Source organism: Streptomyces sp. NPDC097129, assembly GCF_055668065.1.
Genome location: NZ_JBVOQE010000006.1, coordinates 322,750 through 338,602, shown reverse-complemented (window position 1 = coordinate 338,602; position 15,853 = coordinate 322,750). Strand labels below are relative to the sequence as shown.

Annotated in this window: 12 protein-coding genes; 5 read left to right on the top strand and 7 right to left on the bottom strand. The window is 73.3% G+C overall.

What is annotated here, in order from left to right; translation table 11 throughout:
* Window positions 1-36: 36 nt before the first annotated feature.
* Together AC0B9F_RS19990 and AC0B9F_RS19985 are read right to left on the bottom strand one after the other, a co-directional pair.
* Window positions 37-2,616 carry an ABC transporter permease gene (locus AC0B9F_RS19990; protein WP_472004368.1) on the bottom strand — a complete coding sequence of 860 codons (2,580 nt, stop codon included), beginning with the start codon at window positions 2,614-2,616 and terminating at the stop codon, window positions 37-39.
* A complete protein-coding gene (locus tag AC0B9F_RS19985; protein WP_472004366.1) occupies window positions 2,613-3,431 on the bottom strand; it encodes an ABC transporter ATP-binding protein in 819 nt (272 codons plus the stop codon). The genes AC0B9F_RS19990 and AC0B9F_RS19985 overlap by 4 nt, the downstream gene beginning before the upstream one ends.
* Before the next feature lie 430 nt (window positions 3,432-3,861).
* On the opposite strand from AC0B9F_RS19985, the gene AC0B9F_RS19980 reads away from it, so the two are divergent.
* A complete protein-coding gene (locus AC0B9F_RS19980) occupies window positions 3,862-5,358 on the top strand; it encodes an MFS transporter (protein WP_472004364.1) in 1,497 nt (498 codons plus the stop codon).
* 86 nt (window positions 5,359-5,444) lie between these two features.
* Here AC0B9F_RS19980 and AC0B9F_RS19975 read toward each other — a convergent pair whose 3' ends face one another.
* A complete protein-coding gene (locus tag AC0B9F_RS19975) occupies window positions 5,445-6,341 on the bottom strand; it encodes a hypothetical protein (protein WP_472004363.1) in 897 nt (298 codons plus the stop codon).
* Between the two features lie 316 nt (window positions 6,342-6,657).
* On the opposite strand from AC0B9F_RS19975, the gene AC0B9F_RS19970 reads away from it, so the two are divergent.
* Together AC0B9F_RS19970 and AC0B9F_RS19965 are read left to right on the top strand one after the other, a co-directional pair.
* Window positions 6,658-7,044, top strand: coding sequence for a DUF485 domain-containing protein (locus AC0B9F_RS19970; RefSeq protein ID WP_472004361.1), 387 nt, complete (start codon window positions 6,658-6,660; stop codon window positions 7,042-7,044).
* Window positions 7,041-8,651 (top strand): sodium/solute symporter, encoded by a 1,611-nt coding sequence (locus AC0B9F_RS19965; protein ID WP_472004359.1) that lies wholly within the window; start codon window positions 7,041-7,043, stop codon window positions 8,649-8,651. The genes AC0B9F_RS19970 and AC0B9F_RS19965 overlap by 4 nt, the downstream gene beginning before the upstream one ends.
* A 7-nt stretch (window positions 8,652-8,658) precedes the next feature.
* Here AC0B9F_RS19965 and AC0B9F_RS19960 read toward each other — a convergent pair whose 3' ends face one another.
* From AC0B9F_RS19960 to AC0B9F_RS19945, 4 genes are all read right to left on the bottom strand, one after another.
* Complete coding sequence (locus AC0B9F_RS19960; RefSeq protein ID WP_472004357.1) at window positions 8,659-9,366, bottom strand: DUF4328 domain-containing protein; 708 nt, start codon at window positions 9,364-9,366, stop codon at window positions 8,659-8,661.
* A gap of 141 nt (window positions 9,367-9,507) precedes the next feature.
* A complete protein-coding gene (locus AC0B9F_RS19955) occupies window positions 9,508-10,392 on the bottom strand; it encodes a DivIVA domain-containing protein (protein ID WP_472004355.1) in 885 nt (294 codons plus the stop codon).
* A gap of 192 nt (window positions 10,393-10,584) precedes the next feature.
* Window positions 10,585-13,428 carry an SUKH-4 family immunity protein gene (locus tag AC0B9F_RS19950; protein WP_472004353.1) on the bottom strand — a complete coding sequence of 948 codons (2,844 nt, stop codon included), beginning with the start codon at window positions 13,426-13,428 and terminating at the stop codon, window positions 10,585-10,587.
* A 7-nt stretch (window positions 13,429-13,435) separates the two neighbouring features.
* Window positions 13,436-14,425 (bottom strand): SMI1/KNR4 family protein, encoded by a 990-nt coding sequence (locus tag AC0B9F_RS19945; protein WP_472004352.1) that lies wholly within the window; start codon window positions 14,423-14,425, stop codon window positions 13,436-13,438.
* Window positions 14,426-14,754: 329 nt separating this feature from the next.
* Here AC0B9F_RS19945 and AC0B9F_RS19940 point away from each other — a divergent pair, with 329 nt between their 5' ends.
* Complete coding sequence (locus AC0B9F_RS19940) at window positions 14,755-15,273, top strand: YwqJ-related putative deaminase (protein ID WP_472004350.1); 519 nt, start codon at window positions 14,755-14,757, stop codon at window positions 15,271-15,273.
* 38 nt (window positions 15,274-15,311) lie between these two features.
* Window positions 15,312-15,845, top strand: a complete 534-nt coding sequence (locus AC0B9F_RS19935; RefSeq protein WP_472004348.1) for an SUKH-3 domain-containing protein — start codon at window positions 15,312-15,314, stop codon at window positions 15,843-15,845.
* Window positions 15,846-15,853: the final 8 nt, after the last annotated feature.

The following is a 15,853-nucleotide window of genomic DNA, read 5'->3' as shown; positions in this document are numbered from 1 at the left end:
CCCGTCCACGGCGGCTGTCCGTCCCGCCCGCGGCTGCTAGTCCGTCGCGATGGCGTTCAGGACGTTCATGCGGCCCGCCCTGAAGGCCGGGATCAGGGCGGCGAACAGGCCCACGAAGGCCGAGCCGACGAAGACACCGGTGATCGTCGGCCAGGGAATCTCCAGAACCTTCAGCCCCTCCAGGGCGAGCAGCTTCTGGGCCGTGGCGCCCCAGCCCATGCCCAGCCCCAGGCCGAGCAGCGCGCCGAAGAGGGCGATCACCACCGACTCCAGGCGGATCATCCGCCGCAGCTGCCGGCGCGAGAGGCCGATGGCCCGCATCAGGCCGATCTCCCGGGTCCGCTCGACCACCGACAGGGCCAGGGTGTTCACGACACCCAGGACCGCGACCACGATCGCCAGGGCCAGCAGGCCGTAGATCATGTTCAGCAACTGCCCGATCTGGTCCTTCATCGCCTGCTTGTAGTCGGTCTGGTCACGCACCTTGTACTGCGGATAGTCGTGCAGCGCCGACTTCAGGGACGCGTAGGCGGCGTCCTGCTGCCCGTCCCTGGCACTGGCGAAGAGCAGCATGTCCAGCGGCATCTTCTCGGCCGGCACGTACCGGGCCACCGTCGCGATCGACGCGTACATCGCGCCCTTGTCGATCACCACGTCGTCGCTGGTGATCGCGCGGACCGTGAGCCGGGCCGTCCTGCCGTCCCCGAAGGCGACCGCGACCGTGGAGCCGAGCTTGACGCCGTGCTCCTTGGCGAAGCCCTCGAAGACGGACATCGAGTCCGGCCGGTAGGCGTCCTCGAGACGGCCGGCGACCGTCTTGGTGCGCACGTCCTGCGCATAGGTCGGGTCGGCCGCGTTGATGGTCTCCTTCTTCGTGGTGCGCCCGTCGGGCGTGGTCAGCGCGGCGTCGAGGACCTTGTACTCGGTGACCCGCTCCAGACCCGGCACGGACCTCGCCGCCTTGACGGCCTGCGGAGTGATCAGCTGCCCGCTGTCGGACTGGACGATGAAGTCAGTGCCGACGCTCTTGTCGAGTTCGTCCGTGGCGGAGGCGACCATGGAGGAGCCGACCACCGACAGGCAGGCCACCAGCGCGAGCCCGATCATCAGCGCGGCGCCCGTCGCCCCGGTGCGCCGCGGGTTGCGCAGCGCGTTGCGCTCGGCCATCCGCCCGACCGGTCCGAAGATCCGCAGCAGGACCGCGCCGAGGACCCGGACCACGCCGCCGGCGAGCAGCGGGCCGACGACCACGAACCCGATCAGGCTCAGCACCACGCCGAGCCCCAGCCACAGCGAGCCCTCGCTCGCCTTCCCCGCGTGGGCGGCGACGTACAGGCTCGCCCCGCCGCCGCCCGTCAGCAGCACGCCCAGCGCACCGCGCACCCGGCCCGCCTTGACGTCGGCCGGCATGCCCGCGTCGCGCAGGGCGGCCATGGGTGAGATCTTCCCGGCGCGCCGGGCCGGCAGATAGGCGGCCAGGACCGTCACCACGACGCCGAGCACCAGGCCGACCACCGGGGTCGTCCAGGCGACCGTGAGGTCGTCGGTGGACAGGTTCATGCCCATCTGGCCCATGAGCTTCATCAGCCCGACGGCGATCCCCACGCCCGCCGCCGCGCCGAGCACCGAGCCGACGACGCCCAGCAGCAGCGCCTCGATCAGCACGGAACGGTTGACCTGCCTGCGGGAGGAGCCGATGGCCCGCATCAGGCCGATCTCCCGGGTGCGCTGGGCGACCAGCATCGAGAAGGTGTTGATGATCAGGAAGATGCCGACGACGAAGGCGATCCCGGCGAAGCCGAGCATCGCGTACTTCATGACGTTCAGGAAGCTCTCCACGCTCTTCTGATTGGCGTCGGCGACCTCCTTGGCGGTCTGCACCTTGTAGCCGCCGCCGAGCCCGGCGACGACGTCCTTCTTCAGCTGGTCGTCGCTGATCCCCGGGGCGGCGGTGACGTTGACGTTGGTGTAGACGCCGCTCTGTCCGACGAGGGTGTCCTGCGCGGTCCTGGTGTCCAGGTAGAAGATCGCGGCGCCGGGGTTGGTGACCTGGAAGGCGGCGACGCCGGAGATCTTCGCGGTGTGCGTGCCGATCGCGCTGATGACGCCGATCTCGTCGCCGAGCTTGAGGTGGTGCTTGCCGGCGGTGTCCTCGTCGACCATGACCTGGCCGGGCCCGTGGGGCGCCGCGCCTTCGGTGATCTTCATGGTGCGGGCGTCCTGGCCGTTCCAGCTGCCGACGATGGTCGGGCCGCCGGAGGTGGGGGACAGGCTGTCCTTGCCGGCGTCGACGACGGTCACCGAGGTGGAGAACACCGTGCCCTCGGCGGCCTTGACGCCGTGGACGTGGCGCACCTTGTCGAGCACGGAGGCCGGCATGACCGGCGGCTTGCCGTTGTCGGACTTCGTCTCCCCGGTGTCCGAGGCGCTCTTGGCGGTGACGGTGACGTCCGAGGAGGTGGCGGCGAACAGCTTGTCGAAGGTGGTGTTCATCGTGTCCGTGAAGACAAGGGTTCCGCAGACGAAGGCCACGGACAGCATGACGGCGACCGCCGACAGCGCCATGCGCCCCTTGTGCGCGAAGAAGTTGCGCAGCGAGGTCTTCAGCACGGTCATGACGTGCGCCCCCGGGCGTCGAAATCGGGGGTCCGGTTGTCTCCGCCGGAAAAACGCAGCATCCGGTCGAGGACCTGCTCGGCGGTCGGCTGGTACATCTCGTCGACGATCCGGCCGTCGGCGAGGTACAGCACCCGGTCCGCGTACGAGGCGGCGACCGGGTCGTGGGTGACCATCACGATGGTCTGCCCCAGCTCGGTGACCGACCGCCGCAGGAAGCCGAGCACCTCCGCGCCCGCGCGGGAGTCGAGGTTGCCGGTGGGCTCGTCACCGAAGATGATCTCCGGCCGGGCGGCGAGCGCCCGTGCGACGGCGACGCGCTGCTGCTGACCGCCGGAGAGCTGGTTGGGGCGGTGCTTGAGCCGCCCGGCGAGTCCGACGGTGTCCACCACGCGCGCCAGCCACTGCTGGTCCGGCTTGCGGCCGGCGATGTCCATCGGCAGCGTGATGTTCTCCAGCGCGCTGAGCGTCGGCAGCAGGTTGAACGCCTGGAAGATGAACCCGATCCGGTCCCGGCGCAGTTGGGTGAGCTTCTTGTCCTTCAGCCCGGTGATCTCCGTGTCGTCCAGGTGGATGCGGCCGCTCGTCACGGTGTCGAGCCCGGCGAGGCAGTGCATCAGCGTGGACTTGCCGGACCCCGAGGGGCCCATGATCGCGGTGAACCGGCCGCGGGCGATGTCCACGTCGACGCGGTCCAGCGCGACGACCCGGGTCTCCCCCGACCCGTACGCCTTGACGACCTGCCGCGCCCGCGCGGCAACGGCCGTAGTCCCTCCAGTGCCCCCATGCCTGGGAATGGTCACAGCCGAAGTCACGGTATGTCTCCTAAATCGGTCGGCAGAGTCGACAGGGATGCGCCTGTTCGCGCATCGGCGGTCGCTCGGTGGTTACGGCGTCGAGTCTCGCGGGCGGCAGGGGTGCCGCGCGCTGGTGTGGAACCCCGTCTTCGGGCGGGGGAAAACCCCACCCCGGCGGTTCGGCCGGCCGCCCCCCAGCGGCGTAAAGCCAGACTAAGGACGCCGGCCCCGCCCGCTCGTCCTCCAGGGGGACGAGCCCTCCCCGAGCCGTAGTGCGGAGGAACCCCTAGGGGCGCTCCACCGGCGGGTGGAGGGGCCGTCGGGGTCGCGCTCCACCCCGAGGTGCACTCAGCCTGCGCCCTCCCGTCGCGTCAGGGTCAAGTGGGAAGCTGTCCCCGGCAGATAGCTGCAAGGGGCACGGACCCATGGCACGACGGAAGGGCACCCGGTGGACACGGCGAGACCTGCGATACGCGACGGCGTCACCCGGCCACCGGGCACCCGGCAACGGGCGGCGGTGGTCGCGGCGTTGATGCTGGCGATGGCGCTGGCCGCGCTGGACTCCACCGTCGTCGCCACCGCCGTACCGCAGATCGTCGGCGACCTCGGCGGCTTCTCCGTCTTCTCCTGGCTGTTCTCCGGTTACCTGCTCGCCGTGACCGTCACCCTGCCGGTGTACGGCAAGCTGTCGGACACCTTCGGCCGCAAGCCCGTCCTGGTCGCCGGGGCGGTGGTGTTCCTGCTCGGCTCCCTGCTGTGCGCGCTCGCCTGGAACATGGGCGCCCTGATCGCCTTCCGCATCGTGCAGGGCCTGGGCGGCGGCGCCCTGCAGGGCACCGTGCAGACCCTCGCCGCCGATCTGTACCCGCTCGAGGAGCGGCCGAAGATCCAGTCGAAGCTGTCCACGGTGTGGGCGGTGTCCGCGATCGCCGGGCCGGGGATCGGCGGTGTGCTCGCCGCGTACGCCGACTGGCGGTGGATCTTCCTGGTCAACCTGCCGGTCGGCGCGGTCGCGTTGTGGCTGATCGTGCGTCATCTGCACGAGGAGCGACGCGAGACGCGGCCACGCGCGCGTGTCGACTGGGCGGGCGCGCTCGCCGTGTTCGCGTGCGGCGGGGTGCTGCTGACCGCGATGGTGCAGGGCGGGGTGGCCTGGCCGTGGCTGTCGCCGCCGTCCGTCGCCCTGTTCGCGGCCGGGCTCGCGCTCGCCGTGGTCGTCGTCCTCGTCGAACGCCGTGCCGCCGAGCCGATCATCCCCGGCTGGGTGTGGCGGCGGCGCACCATCGCCGCGGTGAACCTCGCGCTCGGCGGGCTGGGCCTGCTGATGGTCGCCCCGTCCGTCTTCCTGCCCACCTACGCCCAGTCGGTGCTCGGGCTCGGCCCGGTCGCCGCCGGGTTCGTGCTCTCCGTGTGGACGCTGACCTGGCCGATGTCGGCGGCCGTCAGCCAGCACGTGTACCGGCGGATCGGCTTCCGCGACACCGCGATGCTCGGCATCGGCGCCGCCACGCTGATCCTGCTGGCCTTCCCGCTGCTGCCGTATCCCGGAGCCGCCTGGCAGCCGATGCTGCTCATGCTGACGCTGGGCGCGGCCCTCGGCCTGTTCCAGCTGCCGCTCATCGTGGGCGTGCAGTCCACCGTGGGCTGGGCGGAGCGCGGCACCACCACCGCCTCCGTGCTGTTCTGCCGGCAGACCGGGCAGACCGTCGGCGCCGCCCTGTTCGGCGCGGTCGCCAACGGGGTGCTCGCCGCCCGCCTCGGCGGCGCGGGCGACCTGGACTCCGTCACGCGCGCGTGGCAGGCCGGCCGGGCGCCGGAGGCGGTACGGCACGCCCTCGCCGACGCCGTCCACGCCGTGTACGCCGGCGCGGCGTGCGCGGCGGCGCTGGCGTTCCTGGTGCTGCTGTTCGTCGCACCGCGCCGCTTCCCGGTCCTGACGGACTGACACCCCGGCACACCGCGCCCGGGAGAGCAGAAAGGCAGCGGCGACCGCACGGGTCGCCGCTGCCCGCTCGCCCGTCCAGGCCGCCGTCAGGCGCCGGTGCGGACCGCCGGGGCCTGCTTGGCGGCGCCGACGATGTGGTTGCTGAACGTGCCGTCGCCGTTCAGCACGACGATCGTGTCGCCGTCCTGCGCGGCCGTGGCGGCGCTGCCGGCCGGTACGGAACGCACCGGGCCGGGGTGACCGGCGCGCACCAGCTGCACGGCCCACACGCCGCCCTTCTCGGAGAGCCTGGCGAGGACGCCGTTCGGCAGCCGGTAGGTGCCCGTCCTCTTCTGGGCGTTGACGTTGCCGGTCCAGCTGTACGCCTGCCCCGTCGGGGTGAGGGCGAAGTAGACGCCGTTGTGCTGGGCGCCGGCCGTGGCGCCCTTGGCGTGCAGGGTGCCGAGGGAGTCCTGGCGGTGGACGTTCTCGCCGCGGTAGTCGCCGGCGGCGACGCGGTAGACCTTGACGTAGGAGCCGTCGACGGCCTTCACCGTACGCACCAGGGTGCCGACCTCGCCCTTGCCGGGGAGCGCGTACTTCTCGACGCCGCCCTTGGTGGCCACCTCCAGCATCGGCCGGGCGCTGCCGGCGCCGGTCAGCCGGTAGGTGCGGCCGCCCAGGCCGGCGGTGGTGTGGCCCCGGTCGAGCAGGGCGAGGACGCGCCCGCCCCAGCCGTCGGTCTGCTGCCATGTGGTGGGCACCGCGCGCAGCCAGACCTGCGGGCCGCCGTCGGAGGGGGCGTTGCGCAGGACGGCGAGGGTGCCCGGCGCGACGTACAGCTTGTGGCCGTCGTACCGCGCGTCGGCGCCGGCGGGAGTGGTGGCCCGCGCCGAGGCGGCGGTGACGGCGTGCGAGCCGGCCGCGACGGCGGCGGAGGCGGGCAGCGCGACCGCGCCGAGGAGGGCGACGGTGGCGACGGCGGTACGGAGGGCGGTGCGCATGACGACTCCTGTGGAACGGGGGCGCGAAGGGCGCCGGTGGGAGGTGGCGGAGAGCCGGATGCCGCCTGCTCGGTCATGTGAGGCCGCTGCGAACGGGATGGCTGTGCCCCCCACGGTACGGATCATGAGGCCGCGGACCTGTCTGCTCCGTGTCACAGGTCGGTGACAGCCCGTACAGGCAAGCGCATACCGACCGCTCAGTTCGCCGAAAGGGCAGCGTTCCAAGCTACGCGCGAGTAGCGTGCGACCCCGCTTCACCCCCCACCCCCTCCCTGCGGTCCGCCGCCCGGACCCGCACCACGCAAGGAGCACCGGGATGTCCTACGACCCGTCCCCGTCGTACACCCCCCGCCCCTGGCGGCCCGCGCCGCCGCCCCGGCAACCCGCGCACCGCCCCCTCGGCCACCACGGCGACCTGCGGGTGCTGCGCAGCGCCTACCGCTGGCAGCGGCGCACGGCCACCCTGACCGCGCTCGGCTACTTCACGCTCTTCCTCCTGCTGTCGGCGTTCGCGCCCGCGTTCATGACGCGCACCGTCACCGGCGGCCTGCCCGCCGGACTGCTGCTCGCCCTGGCCCAGCTCCCCGTCACCTGGCTGGCGGTGGCCGTCTACGAGCGCACCGCCCGCCGCCACGTCGACCCGCTCGTGGACCGCATCCGCCGCCAGTCCGAGGTGGACGCCGCCCGGGAGGCGGCGCGATGACCCACTTCAGCGGCAACGCGCAGACCATGTCCCTGCTGGCCTTCACGGCCGTCGCCACGCTCACGCTGCTGCTGTGCGTGATGACCGGCCCCGACGGCGACGACCTCGACGAGTTCTACACCGGCTACGGCTCCCTCTCCCCGCTGCGCAACGGCCTGGCCATCGCCGGCGACTACATCTCCGCGGCGAGCGTGCTCGGCACCGGCGGCGTGATCGCCCTGTGCGGCTACGACGGCATCGTCCTCGCCCTCGCCACGGCGCTGTCGCTGATGCTGCTGATGTTCCTGCTGGCCGAACCGCTGCGCAACGCGGGCCGGTTCACCATGGGCGACGCGCTCGCCCGCCGCATGCCGGGCCGCGCGGTACGGGTCACGGCGAGCCTGGTGACCCTGGCCGCGCTGCTGCCGCTGATGCTGGTGCAGCTCGCCGGCACCGGGCAGCTGCTGGCGTTCATCCTGGGCTTCTCCAGTGACGCGCTGAAGACCGGCGTGATCATCGGACTGGGCGCGCTGATGATCAGCTACGCGGCGATCGGCGGGATGAAGGGCACCGCGCTGATCCAGATCATGAAGATCGTGATGCTGCTCGGCTCCGGCGCGGTGGTGGCCGTACTGGTCCTGAACCGCTTCGGCTGGGACCTGGGCGCGCTGTTCGCCGCGGCGGCCGCCAAGAGCGGGGCCGGGCCCGCCTTCCTGCGCTCCGGGCTGGAGTTCACGGGCGGGGCGAGCCCCCGGCTCGACATGATCACCTCGGAGCTGACGGTCGTCCTCGGCGGGGGGTGCCTGCCGCACGTCACCATGCGCATGTACACCGCCTCCAGCGCCCGCCAGGTACGCCGCTCCATGTCCTGGGCGGTGTCCTGCGTCGTGCTGTTCGTGCTGGTGGTCACGATCGTCGCCACCGGCGCCACCGCCCTGCTCGGCCGCGCCGCGATCGCCGCGGCCGACCCGCGCGGGAACACCGCCTATCTGCTGGGCTCGCGCGCCGTGTTCGGCGCGGACGCCTCGTACGCCGAGACGCTGCTGTTCACCACCGTCACCACGGCGATCTTCCTGACCGTGCTCGCCTCCGTCGCCGGGATGATCCTCGCCTGCGCCAACTCCCTCGCGCACGACGTCTTCGCCACGCGCGTGCGGCAGATGTCGCCGCGCCGCGAGATGCTGCTGGCCCGGCTGTCCGCGCTCGGCGTCGGCGTCCCGGCGATCCTGCTCGCCGCCCAGGTCCAGCACCGCAGCCTGCAGCCGCTGGTCACCCTGTCCTTCTGCATCGGCGCCTCCGCGCTCGCCCCCGCCCTGGTCTACAGCCTCTTCTGGCGCCGCTACACCCGCACCGGCCTGCTCGCCACGCTCATCGGCGGCACCCTGTCCGTGCTGCTGCTGATGCCCGGCACCAACCTGGTCTCCGGCTCGCCCGCCGCCGCCTTCCCCGAGGCCAACTTCAACTGGTTCCCGTTCACCACGACCGGCCTGGTGACCATCCCCCTGGGCTTCGCCCTCGGCTGGGCCGGCACCCTCCTGTCCGGCCGCCGCACGGCACAGGAACAGCGCGGCCAGTACGAGGCCGTGGAGGGCTGGATCCTGGCCGGCGCGGTACGCCGGGACGGGTGAGGGACCCTCAGGCGGCCGAGTAAGAGCCCTCGGTCGCCTTACGGCGCTGCATCTTCGTCAGCTGGACGGCGAAGTACACAGCGGCGACCGCGGCGGCGATGTTCAGCACGTCGCCGATCATGTACTGACCGACCGCGCTCCGCAGCTCCGTCAGGTTCTCGCTCCCGCGGTACCGCGTGGCGGAGAACCGGTCGAGGAGGATGCCGCACGCGAACAGGCTCCACCACAGGGTCACCGGCCAGGTCCGGACCACCCGGTACGGCTCACCGTCGGGCGGCAGCTGCGCGGCGGCGTACCACATGTCGATGGCGACCTGGTACGGCAGCCACAGGTTGCCCACCGGCACCAACCAGGCCCCGATCGCCCAGCCGGGACCGTTGCGGAAGCGGTCCGGGCCCAGGGGGGCCGTCGCCCGGCGCATCAGGAAGAACCACACCACGAACGCGACGGCGCAGGGCAGGTAGGCCTCGACCTGCCACTGCCGGGCCCTCTCGTACAGGTCGTAGGCGTCCAGCAGGTGCTGCCGGCCGGCGACGAGGAAGCCGTCGCCGCCACTGATCAGGCCACGCAGGCGGGCGGCGGCGAACAGACTGAACAGATCGGCCAGGACGACCACGGCGAGCCCCGCCACGGCGGCGATCAGCGGACCGTGCGAGAACGGGCGCGCACCCTGGGGCAGCGGTGGACGCAGGCGCAGCTCGTTGGCAGCGGACATGGTGGAGGCCCCCCCGGGCAAGGTGTCGACGGAACGTGCCGCGACACGACGCGGCGCGGGAACGATACCCGCCCCCGGACACCCGGTCCATGACAATCACCCAGGTGAGAGGGCGCACCACGTTCCAGGGCCGCCCACGGCCTACTCCACGAGCCGGCCCGTCAAGTCGCTGAGGCTGTCACGCATACGGTCCATGTGGGCGCACACCTCGTCCCAGCGCTCCCCGTGCTCACGCAGGATCTGTTCGGTCTCCTGCGCGATGCGCTCCTCCTCCAGGCGGGCCTCGGCCAGCAGTTCCGCGGCCCGCACCCGGGCCGCCTCCTGGTAGCGGCGCCCCATGGGCTCGGCGTCGACGAGCGCCTGGCGGGCCTCCTCCAGCGCCGCCTCGGCGCGCGCCATGAGGGTCGCGTGATGGGCGTCCAGCGCCGCCGCCCGCTCGGCGGCCTCCCGCTCGGCCCGCTCCCAGCGTTCGATGTGCCCCTGCTCCTGCTCGGCGAGCATGACGGCGGCGCGCTGGCGTCGCTCACGCAGCGCGGTCAGCTCCTCGCCACGGGCGGACTTGAGCGTGCGGCGGGCCAGGACCCGGATCTCCCCGGCCTGGGCCCGGGCCGTGACAAGGCGCTGCCGGGCCTGCTCGTCGGCGTCCTCGCGCACCGCCTCCGCCTCTTCCCGCGCCGCCCTGAGCACCTTCTCGGCGTGCGCCTCGGCCTGTGCGACCTCCTCCTGCGCCACCTGCCGCGCGTCCTCCCGCACGGCCTCCGCCTCCTCGGTCGCGAGCTGGAACAGGGTCCGTGCGCGCTCCCCCAGCGCGTCGTACGTCTGCGGCTGGAGCGCGGCGACCGTCTCGCGCAGCCGCAGCGCCTCGCCCTCCATCTCCTTGGCGAGCACCGTGAGCCGGGCCGCCCGCTCCCACGCGGCGTCCCGGTCCTCGGCGATCACCTCGACGAACGCGTCGACCTGCCCGGGACGGTAACCGCGCCCCTTGACGGTCACGAAACCGTGCGGCGACGACGATGTGCTGCTCATCCGGAACCTCTCTCCGCCGAACGGACCCGAAAAATGATGATGTGGCGCACATCTTGAGGTACTGCACAGAAATGTTCATAACGCGACACTCCGGACGAATGTCACGGTCGCAAGGGAACAGAAAGGGCCGGTCCCGATCTTTCGATCAGAACCGGCCCGTTCGGCCCGGGGCCGAGGATCACTGACGGAGCGTCACAGCAACCCGTCCCACATCTGCTCCAGCAGCACCGACCACCAGCTCTCCGGCGACGCCAGCGCCGCCGGGTCCAACGCCGCCAACTGCGCCTGGAAGTCCACCGTCCAGCGGCCCGCCTGCTCCTGGTTCAGCCCGTACCGCAGCCGCCACATCCGCCCGAGCAGCGCAAGGCACCGCTGGAGCTCCGGCAGCCCGGTGTTCACGAACTGCGGCGGCACCGGCGCCCCGCCCGGCCCCGCCTCCACCGGCACGGCCACGATGTTCGCGGTGCCGTACTGCACGCACAGCGCCCTGCCGAAGTCGGTGCCCATCACCAGGTACGAGCCCGCGTCCGCCGCCGGCTGCACCCCGCGCTCGGCCGCCAGCTCCGCCAGCGTCGGCACCGGCCGCCCCGGTTGGGCCTGCGCCCAGAAGAACGGGCCCATGTCGACCGGCAGACCGGCCACCACCAGCGTGTGCGCCACGATCGGCGGCACCCCCTGCCGGGACACCGCCTGCTGCTCGAACCGGAAGATCCCCGGCCCGAACACCGCCGCCAGCTCCTGCGCGATCCCCTCCGGCGGGACGGGCGGCACCGGCTGCACCGGCGGCAGCGGCGCCCGCACCGGCGCCGGCCGCGCGGGGCCGTCCGCGACCTGGTGCAACTCACCCTGATGGGCGAGCAGCTGCTGCATGCCCTGCTGCCGGCTCGCGTGATCCGTGCCGTACGGCGCGATCGACGTGATCCGCGCCTGCGGCCACTGTTCCCGGATCATCCGCGCGCAGTAAGCACCGGGCAGCTCGCACGACTCCAGCTCCGTGTGCAGCTCCAGCACGTTCGCCGGCGGCACGTTCATGGCCCGCAGCTCGTGGAAGATCTGCCACTCCGGGTGCGGGGTGCCCGGCGCGGAACGCCGGATCAGCTGCTGCTCCGAGCCGTCGTGCGCCCGGTAGCGCAGGACGGCCTGGTAGCCGGGGCCGACGGTCGGCTGACCGGGGACGGGCTGCGGGTAGCCGGGCACGGGCTGCCCACCGGGCGGGGGCATCACGCCGGGCGGGGGCATCGCACCGGGCGGAGGCATCGCACCGGGCGGCATCGGCTGCGGCGCCGGGGGCGGCGCCATGCCGGGGGCGCCCGGGGCGGACGGCGGAAGAGGCATGCCGGGACCGCCCACGGGGGGCGCGGCCAGCACGGTCTCCGCATGGTGCACGGCACCGCGCGCGCCGCCCGCCGAGGAGTGCGCGCCGGGAGCGCCGGGCGGAGTCGGGGCACCTGGAGCACCTGGAGCACCCGGCGCACCCGGAGGCTGCGGGGCACCGGGGCGTCCCGGGTCGGCGAACATCGTCGCCGCGTGGTGGACACCGCCGGGGGGCGTACCGCCGGGCGCACCCGGAGCGCCCGGAGGCCGCGGGGCGCCCGGACGTCCCGGGTCGGCGAACACCGTCGCCGCGTGGTGGACACCGCCCGGCGGGGTGCCGCCGGGCGCACCCGGAGCGGCGGGGGGCTGCGGGGCGCCGGGAACGTGCGGCGCGCCGGGAGCCGGCTGCGGTCCGTCCGGGCCGAGCGAGGACACCATCTGCGTCGGCACATACCCGCCCGCCGCGGCGCCCGGCGCCCCGGGGGCGCCCGGCGGAGGCGGCAAAGTCGCACCCCGCCCACGCCGCGGAGGCGGCGCCGCCTTGCTGGTCGCGGCCTCCGCGATGTCACCGGCGCTCGACGGCGCCGGCGGCACACCGGCACCGGCAGCACCGGGCGACGGCGTACCCGCCCCACCCGGAGCGGCCGGAGCCCCAGGACCCGCCGGCGCACCCGGAGCCCCGGGTCCCTGCGGATAGCCGTACGACGCGGCGGCGCCCGGCGACGGAGGGGGCGTCGCCGCTCCACCCGGGCCCTGCGGACAGCCGTACGACGCGGCACCCGGCGCCGGAGGGGGTGTGCTGCCGGACGGCGGAGGCGGCGTGCTGCCCGGCGACGGCGCGCCCGGCTCCGTGACCGCCGGGGCGACCGCCGTGCGCGGAAGCCCGCTGCCCCCCGACATCAGCGCCGTCTTGGCCTCCGGCGGCGTCATCGGCCCGTTCCCGTCCGCGTCGCTCAGCGGCGGCGCGAACACCGTCTGCGGCAACGGCACCGAACGGTCCTCACCGGCGTCCGCGTTGGTGTCCGTACCGGCCCACGGCGTGGCCCCGGCCGGCGCGCCCGGCGCCTCGGCGACCCGCCGCGACGCGTCCGGCGTCGCAGGGGCGCCCGGCGCGGCAGGCGCACCCGAGGTGTCCCAACCTCCCGGCGCGCCGACCCGCGTCCCGGGCAACGCGCCCGCACCACGGGCCGTATCGGCCACCGGCGACGCACCAGGCGCCCCGGACTCCTCCGAGCCCGAACCCGCCGAGCCGGCGGAGCCGCCAGACCCTTCCGAGCCGGCGGAGCCCCCGGCGCCGTCCGATCCCGTGGGGGCCGGCGCCCGCTCCGAGTCGTCCCGGCGGCGATCCGGAATGCCCAGCTTGTCCGCCGCCTCCTGCAACCACTCCGGCGGCGTCAGCAGGAACGACGTCTGGTTCAGGTCCACCCGCGCCGCGGGCGCCGGCGCCGGTTCCGCCGTGCGGGCACGGCCGTACTCCTCCTCGTACCGGCGGATCACCTCACCCACCGGCAACGCGGGCCACAGCGTGGCCTCCCCGCTGTCCCGGGCGATCACCAGCCGCTGGCCGCCGCCGTCCGACCGCGGCCCGTCCTCCCGGTCCTCGCCCCACACCACGAAACCCAGGTCGAACTCCCGCACCCGCACCTCACGATGCTGGTACGCGGGCACATCCCCGTTCAGCCACTCCTCCGCGCGCTCCTGCGCCTGCGCGAACGTCACCATCGCGAACTCACTCCCCCGCGGAAGAAACCGGAACGGCACGCGCGAACCCGCCGTCCACCATCAGATTCGCCACGGTCTCCAACTCCGGCGGAGATCCCGCCAGCCGCGACAGGAAAGCGTCGAAGTCGTCCCCGCACGGCAGCAGCAACCGCTCCACCCGCTCCGCCGGCGGCCACGACGGATCCACGTCCCGCGCGTCGTCGAACGCGCAGAACCACACCGAACCGGTCCGCTCGCCCTTCACCTTCACCGCCAGCAGACCACCCTGGACGAAACCGACACCCAGGTAGTCCTTCGTCAGATGGTCCCGCAGGCACTTGTTCACGTACACCAGGTCGTTGACCGCCGCCTCGTCGCGCACCGTGAAGAACGGCTGGTCCACCAGCAGCCCCAACTCCGCGTCCAGCGCCGTGCCCACCGGCGCACACCCGCCGGCCGCCTTCACGAACGAGCGGTATGCGCCCGGCAGCCGGAACCCCAGGTCCTCCTCGACCCCCTGCACCTGCTGCTCCGTCACCGCCACACCCGACTTCGGCAGCCCGAAGTGCGCCGGCCGCGTCTCCTGCAACGGCCGCGTCCCCCGCTTGTCCTGGTCCACGACCGCCGTCGCGATCCCCCCGTGGTGCCGCAGCAGCGCCTTCACCTCGACCGGGATCAGCTCCAGACGCCGCGAACCCACCACGTGATGCCACGTCCACCCGTGCGGCGTCGCCACACTCGGCACCGTGTCCCACAACTCGTGCCCGCTCGCCGCCAGCGCCGCGTTCGCCGAGACGTAGTCCGTCAGCCGCAACTCGTCGACACCGAAACCCTCCGGCGGCTCCGCGACCTCCGCGGCCGCACGCGCGTAGGGCGAGAAGTCGGGGTAACCCCGCTCGTCCACCCGCACCCCGACGGGATGACGAGCGGCCCGCACCGGATCCGGGAAGTGCACGACCTGCCCGGCGTATGCCGCGTTCGGCGGCGCGGCTTGTTGCCCGAGCCGACCTGTCGTCATGGCGGTTGCCCCCTGCGGCACTCTGTACGACCCGTATGACCACCCTTGGCCCACTACGGCACGTATCCGACTGTCTCAACGGTCCTGGGCACGCTGACCGCACCCATCACGGTGCCGACAGCCTATGCGGTACGACGACCCCGGTCACCGGCACCGGCCCCGCACCGCCAGCCACCCCTCCGCATCCCGTGACCAGCCGTCACACCCCTGTCACCACACCGTCACAGCCCAGCCCGGCCCTGGCGTGTCAACCCGCCCCAGCTTCCGCACCCACCACACCATTTGGCACTCTGAGTCCTTCGGGGGATGCACGGGAGGGTAAGACGATCATGAACGCGACACAGACGGGACCGCACACCGGCGCCTCCCCCACGGGTGACCCCCGCATCGGCTGGAGCAGCACCGACACCGGCCTGCCGCCCACCCTGCGCCACCGCCGCGACGGCATACTCCCCACCGTCGCCGCCGCCCTCTCCGTACGCGGCGCCACCCTCACCGGCACCGCCGCCCGCAGCGACCAGCCCCCCGCGCTGCACCCCCTCGTCCAGGACTTCCTCGACGCCCTCTCCAGCGCCCAACGCGACCGCTTCACCGGACGCTGCGCCGAGACCATCCTCATCTCCCGGCACCTCACCACCGCCGACGCCGCCCGCAGCAAACGCGCCGCCCGCAAACCCATGACCAACGGCGAAGCCCGCAAAGCCCTCAAGCACGCCAAACTCACCGCCCGGCGCATCCGCGAGGACGGCGACCCCCTCCACGGCACCTTCGCCGCCCCCTGCCGCGCCTGCACCGCCCTCAGCGCCCACTTCGGCGTCCGCATCGTCGACCCCACCGCCGACGACTGACCACGCCAGCACACCACCACACCGACGAACCAGGACAGATGCACACCGACCGCACCTCGTCCCCCAAGCTCTCAACTCCGTTCGAGCAGGGGGCACCCCCATCCCGCTTCCCCGTCCCCGTCGACGCCGCCCTGCGCGCCGCCGGCTGGCAACCCGGACGCTGGGACATCAAACAAGCCGAGATCTGGGCCGACACCCTGCGCGAACACACCTCACCCGCCGGCCACCGCCACACCGTCTTCCCCGCCGCCGTCGAAGCCTGGGCCGAATTCGGCGGCCTCACCCTCACCGCCGGCGGCACCGGCCGCCAGATCGCCCCCGCCGGCCTCCACCTCGACCCGCTCCACGGCCTGCACATGGCCCGCACCCTCGGCGACCTCGGCCGCGCCCTCGACACCGACGTCAGCCCCCTCGGCACCGAAACCGACACCCAGGCCCTCATCGCCATCGACACCACCGGCCGCGTCTACGCCCTCGACCACACCGGCGACTGGTACCTCGGCCCCGACCTCGACCAGGCCCTCACCGCCCTCGTCACCGGCACCCAGCCGCCACGCCTCACCACAGGCTGACCCCGCCC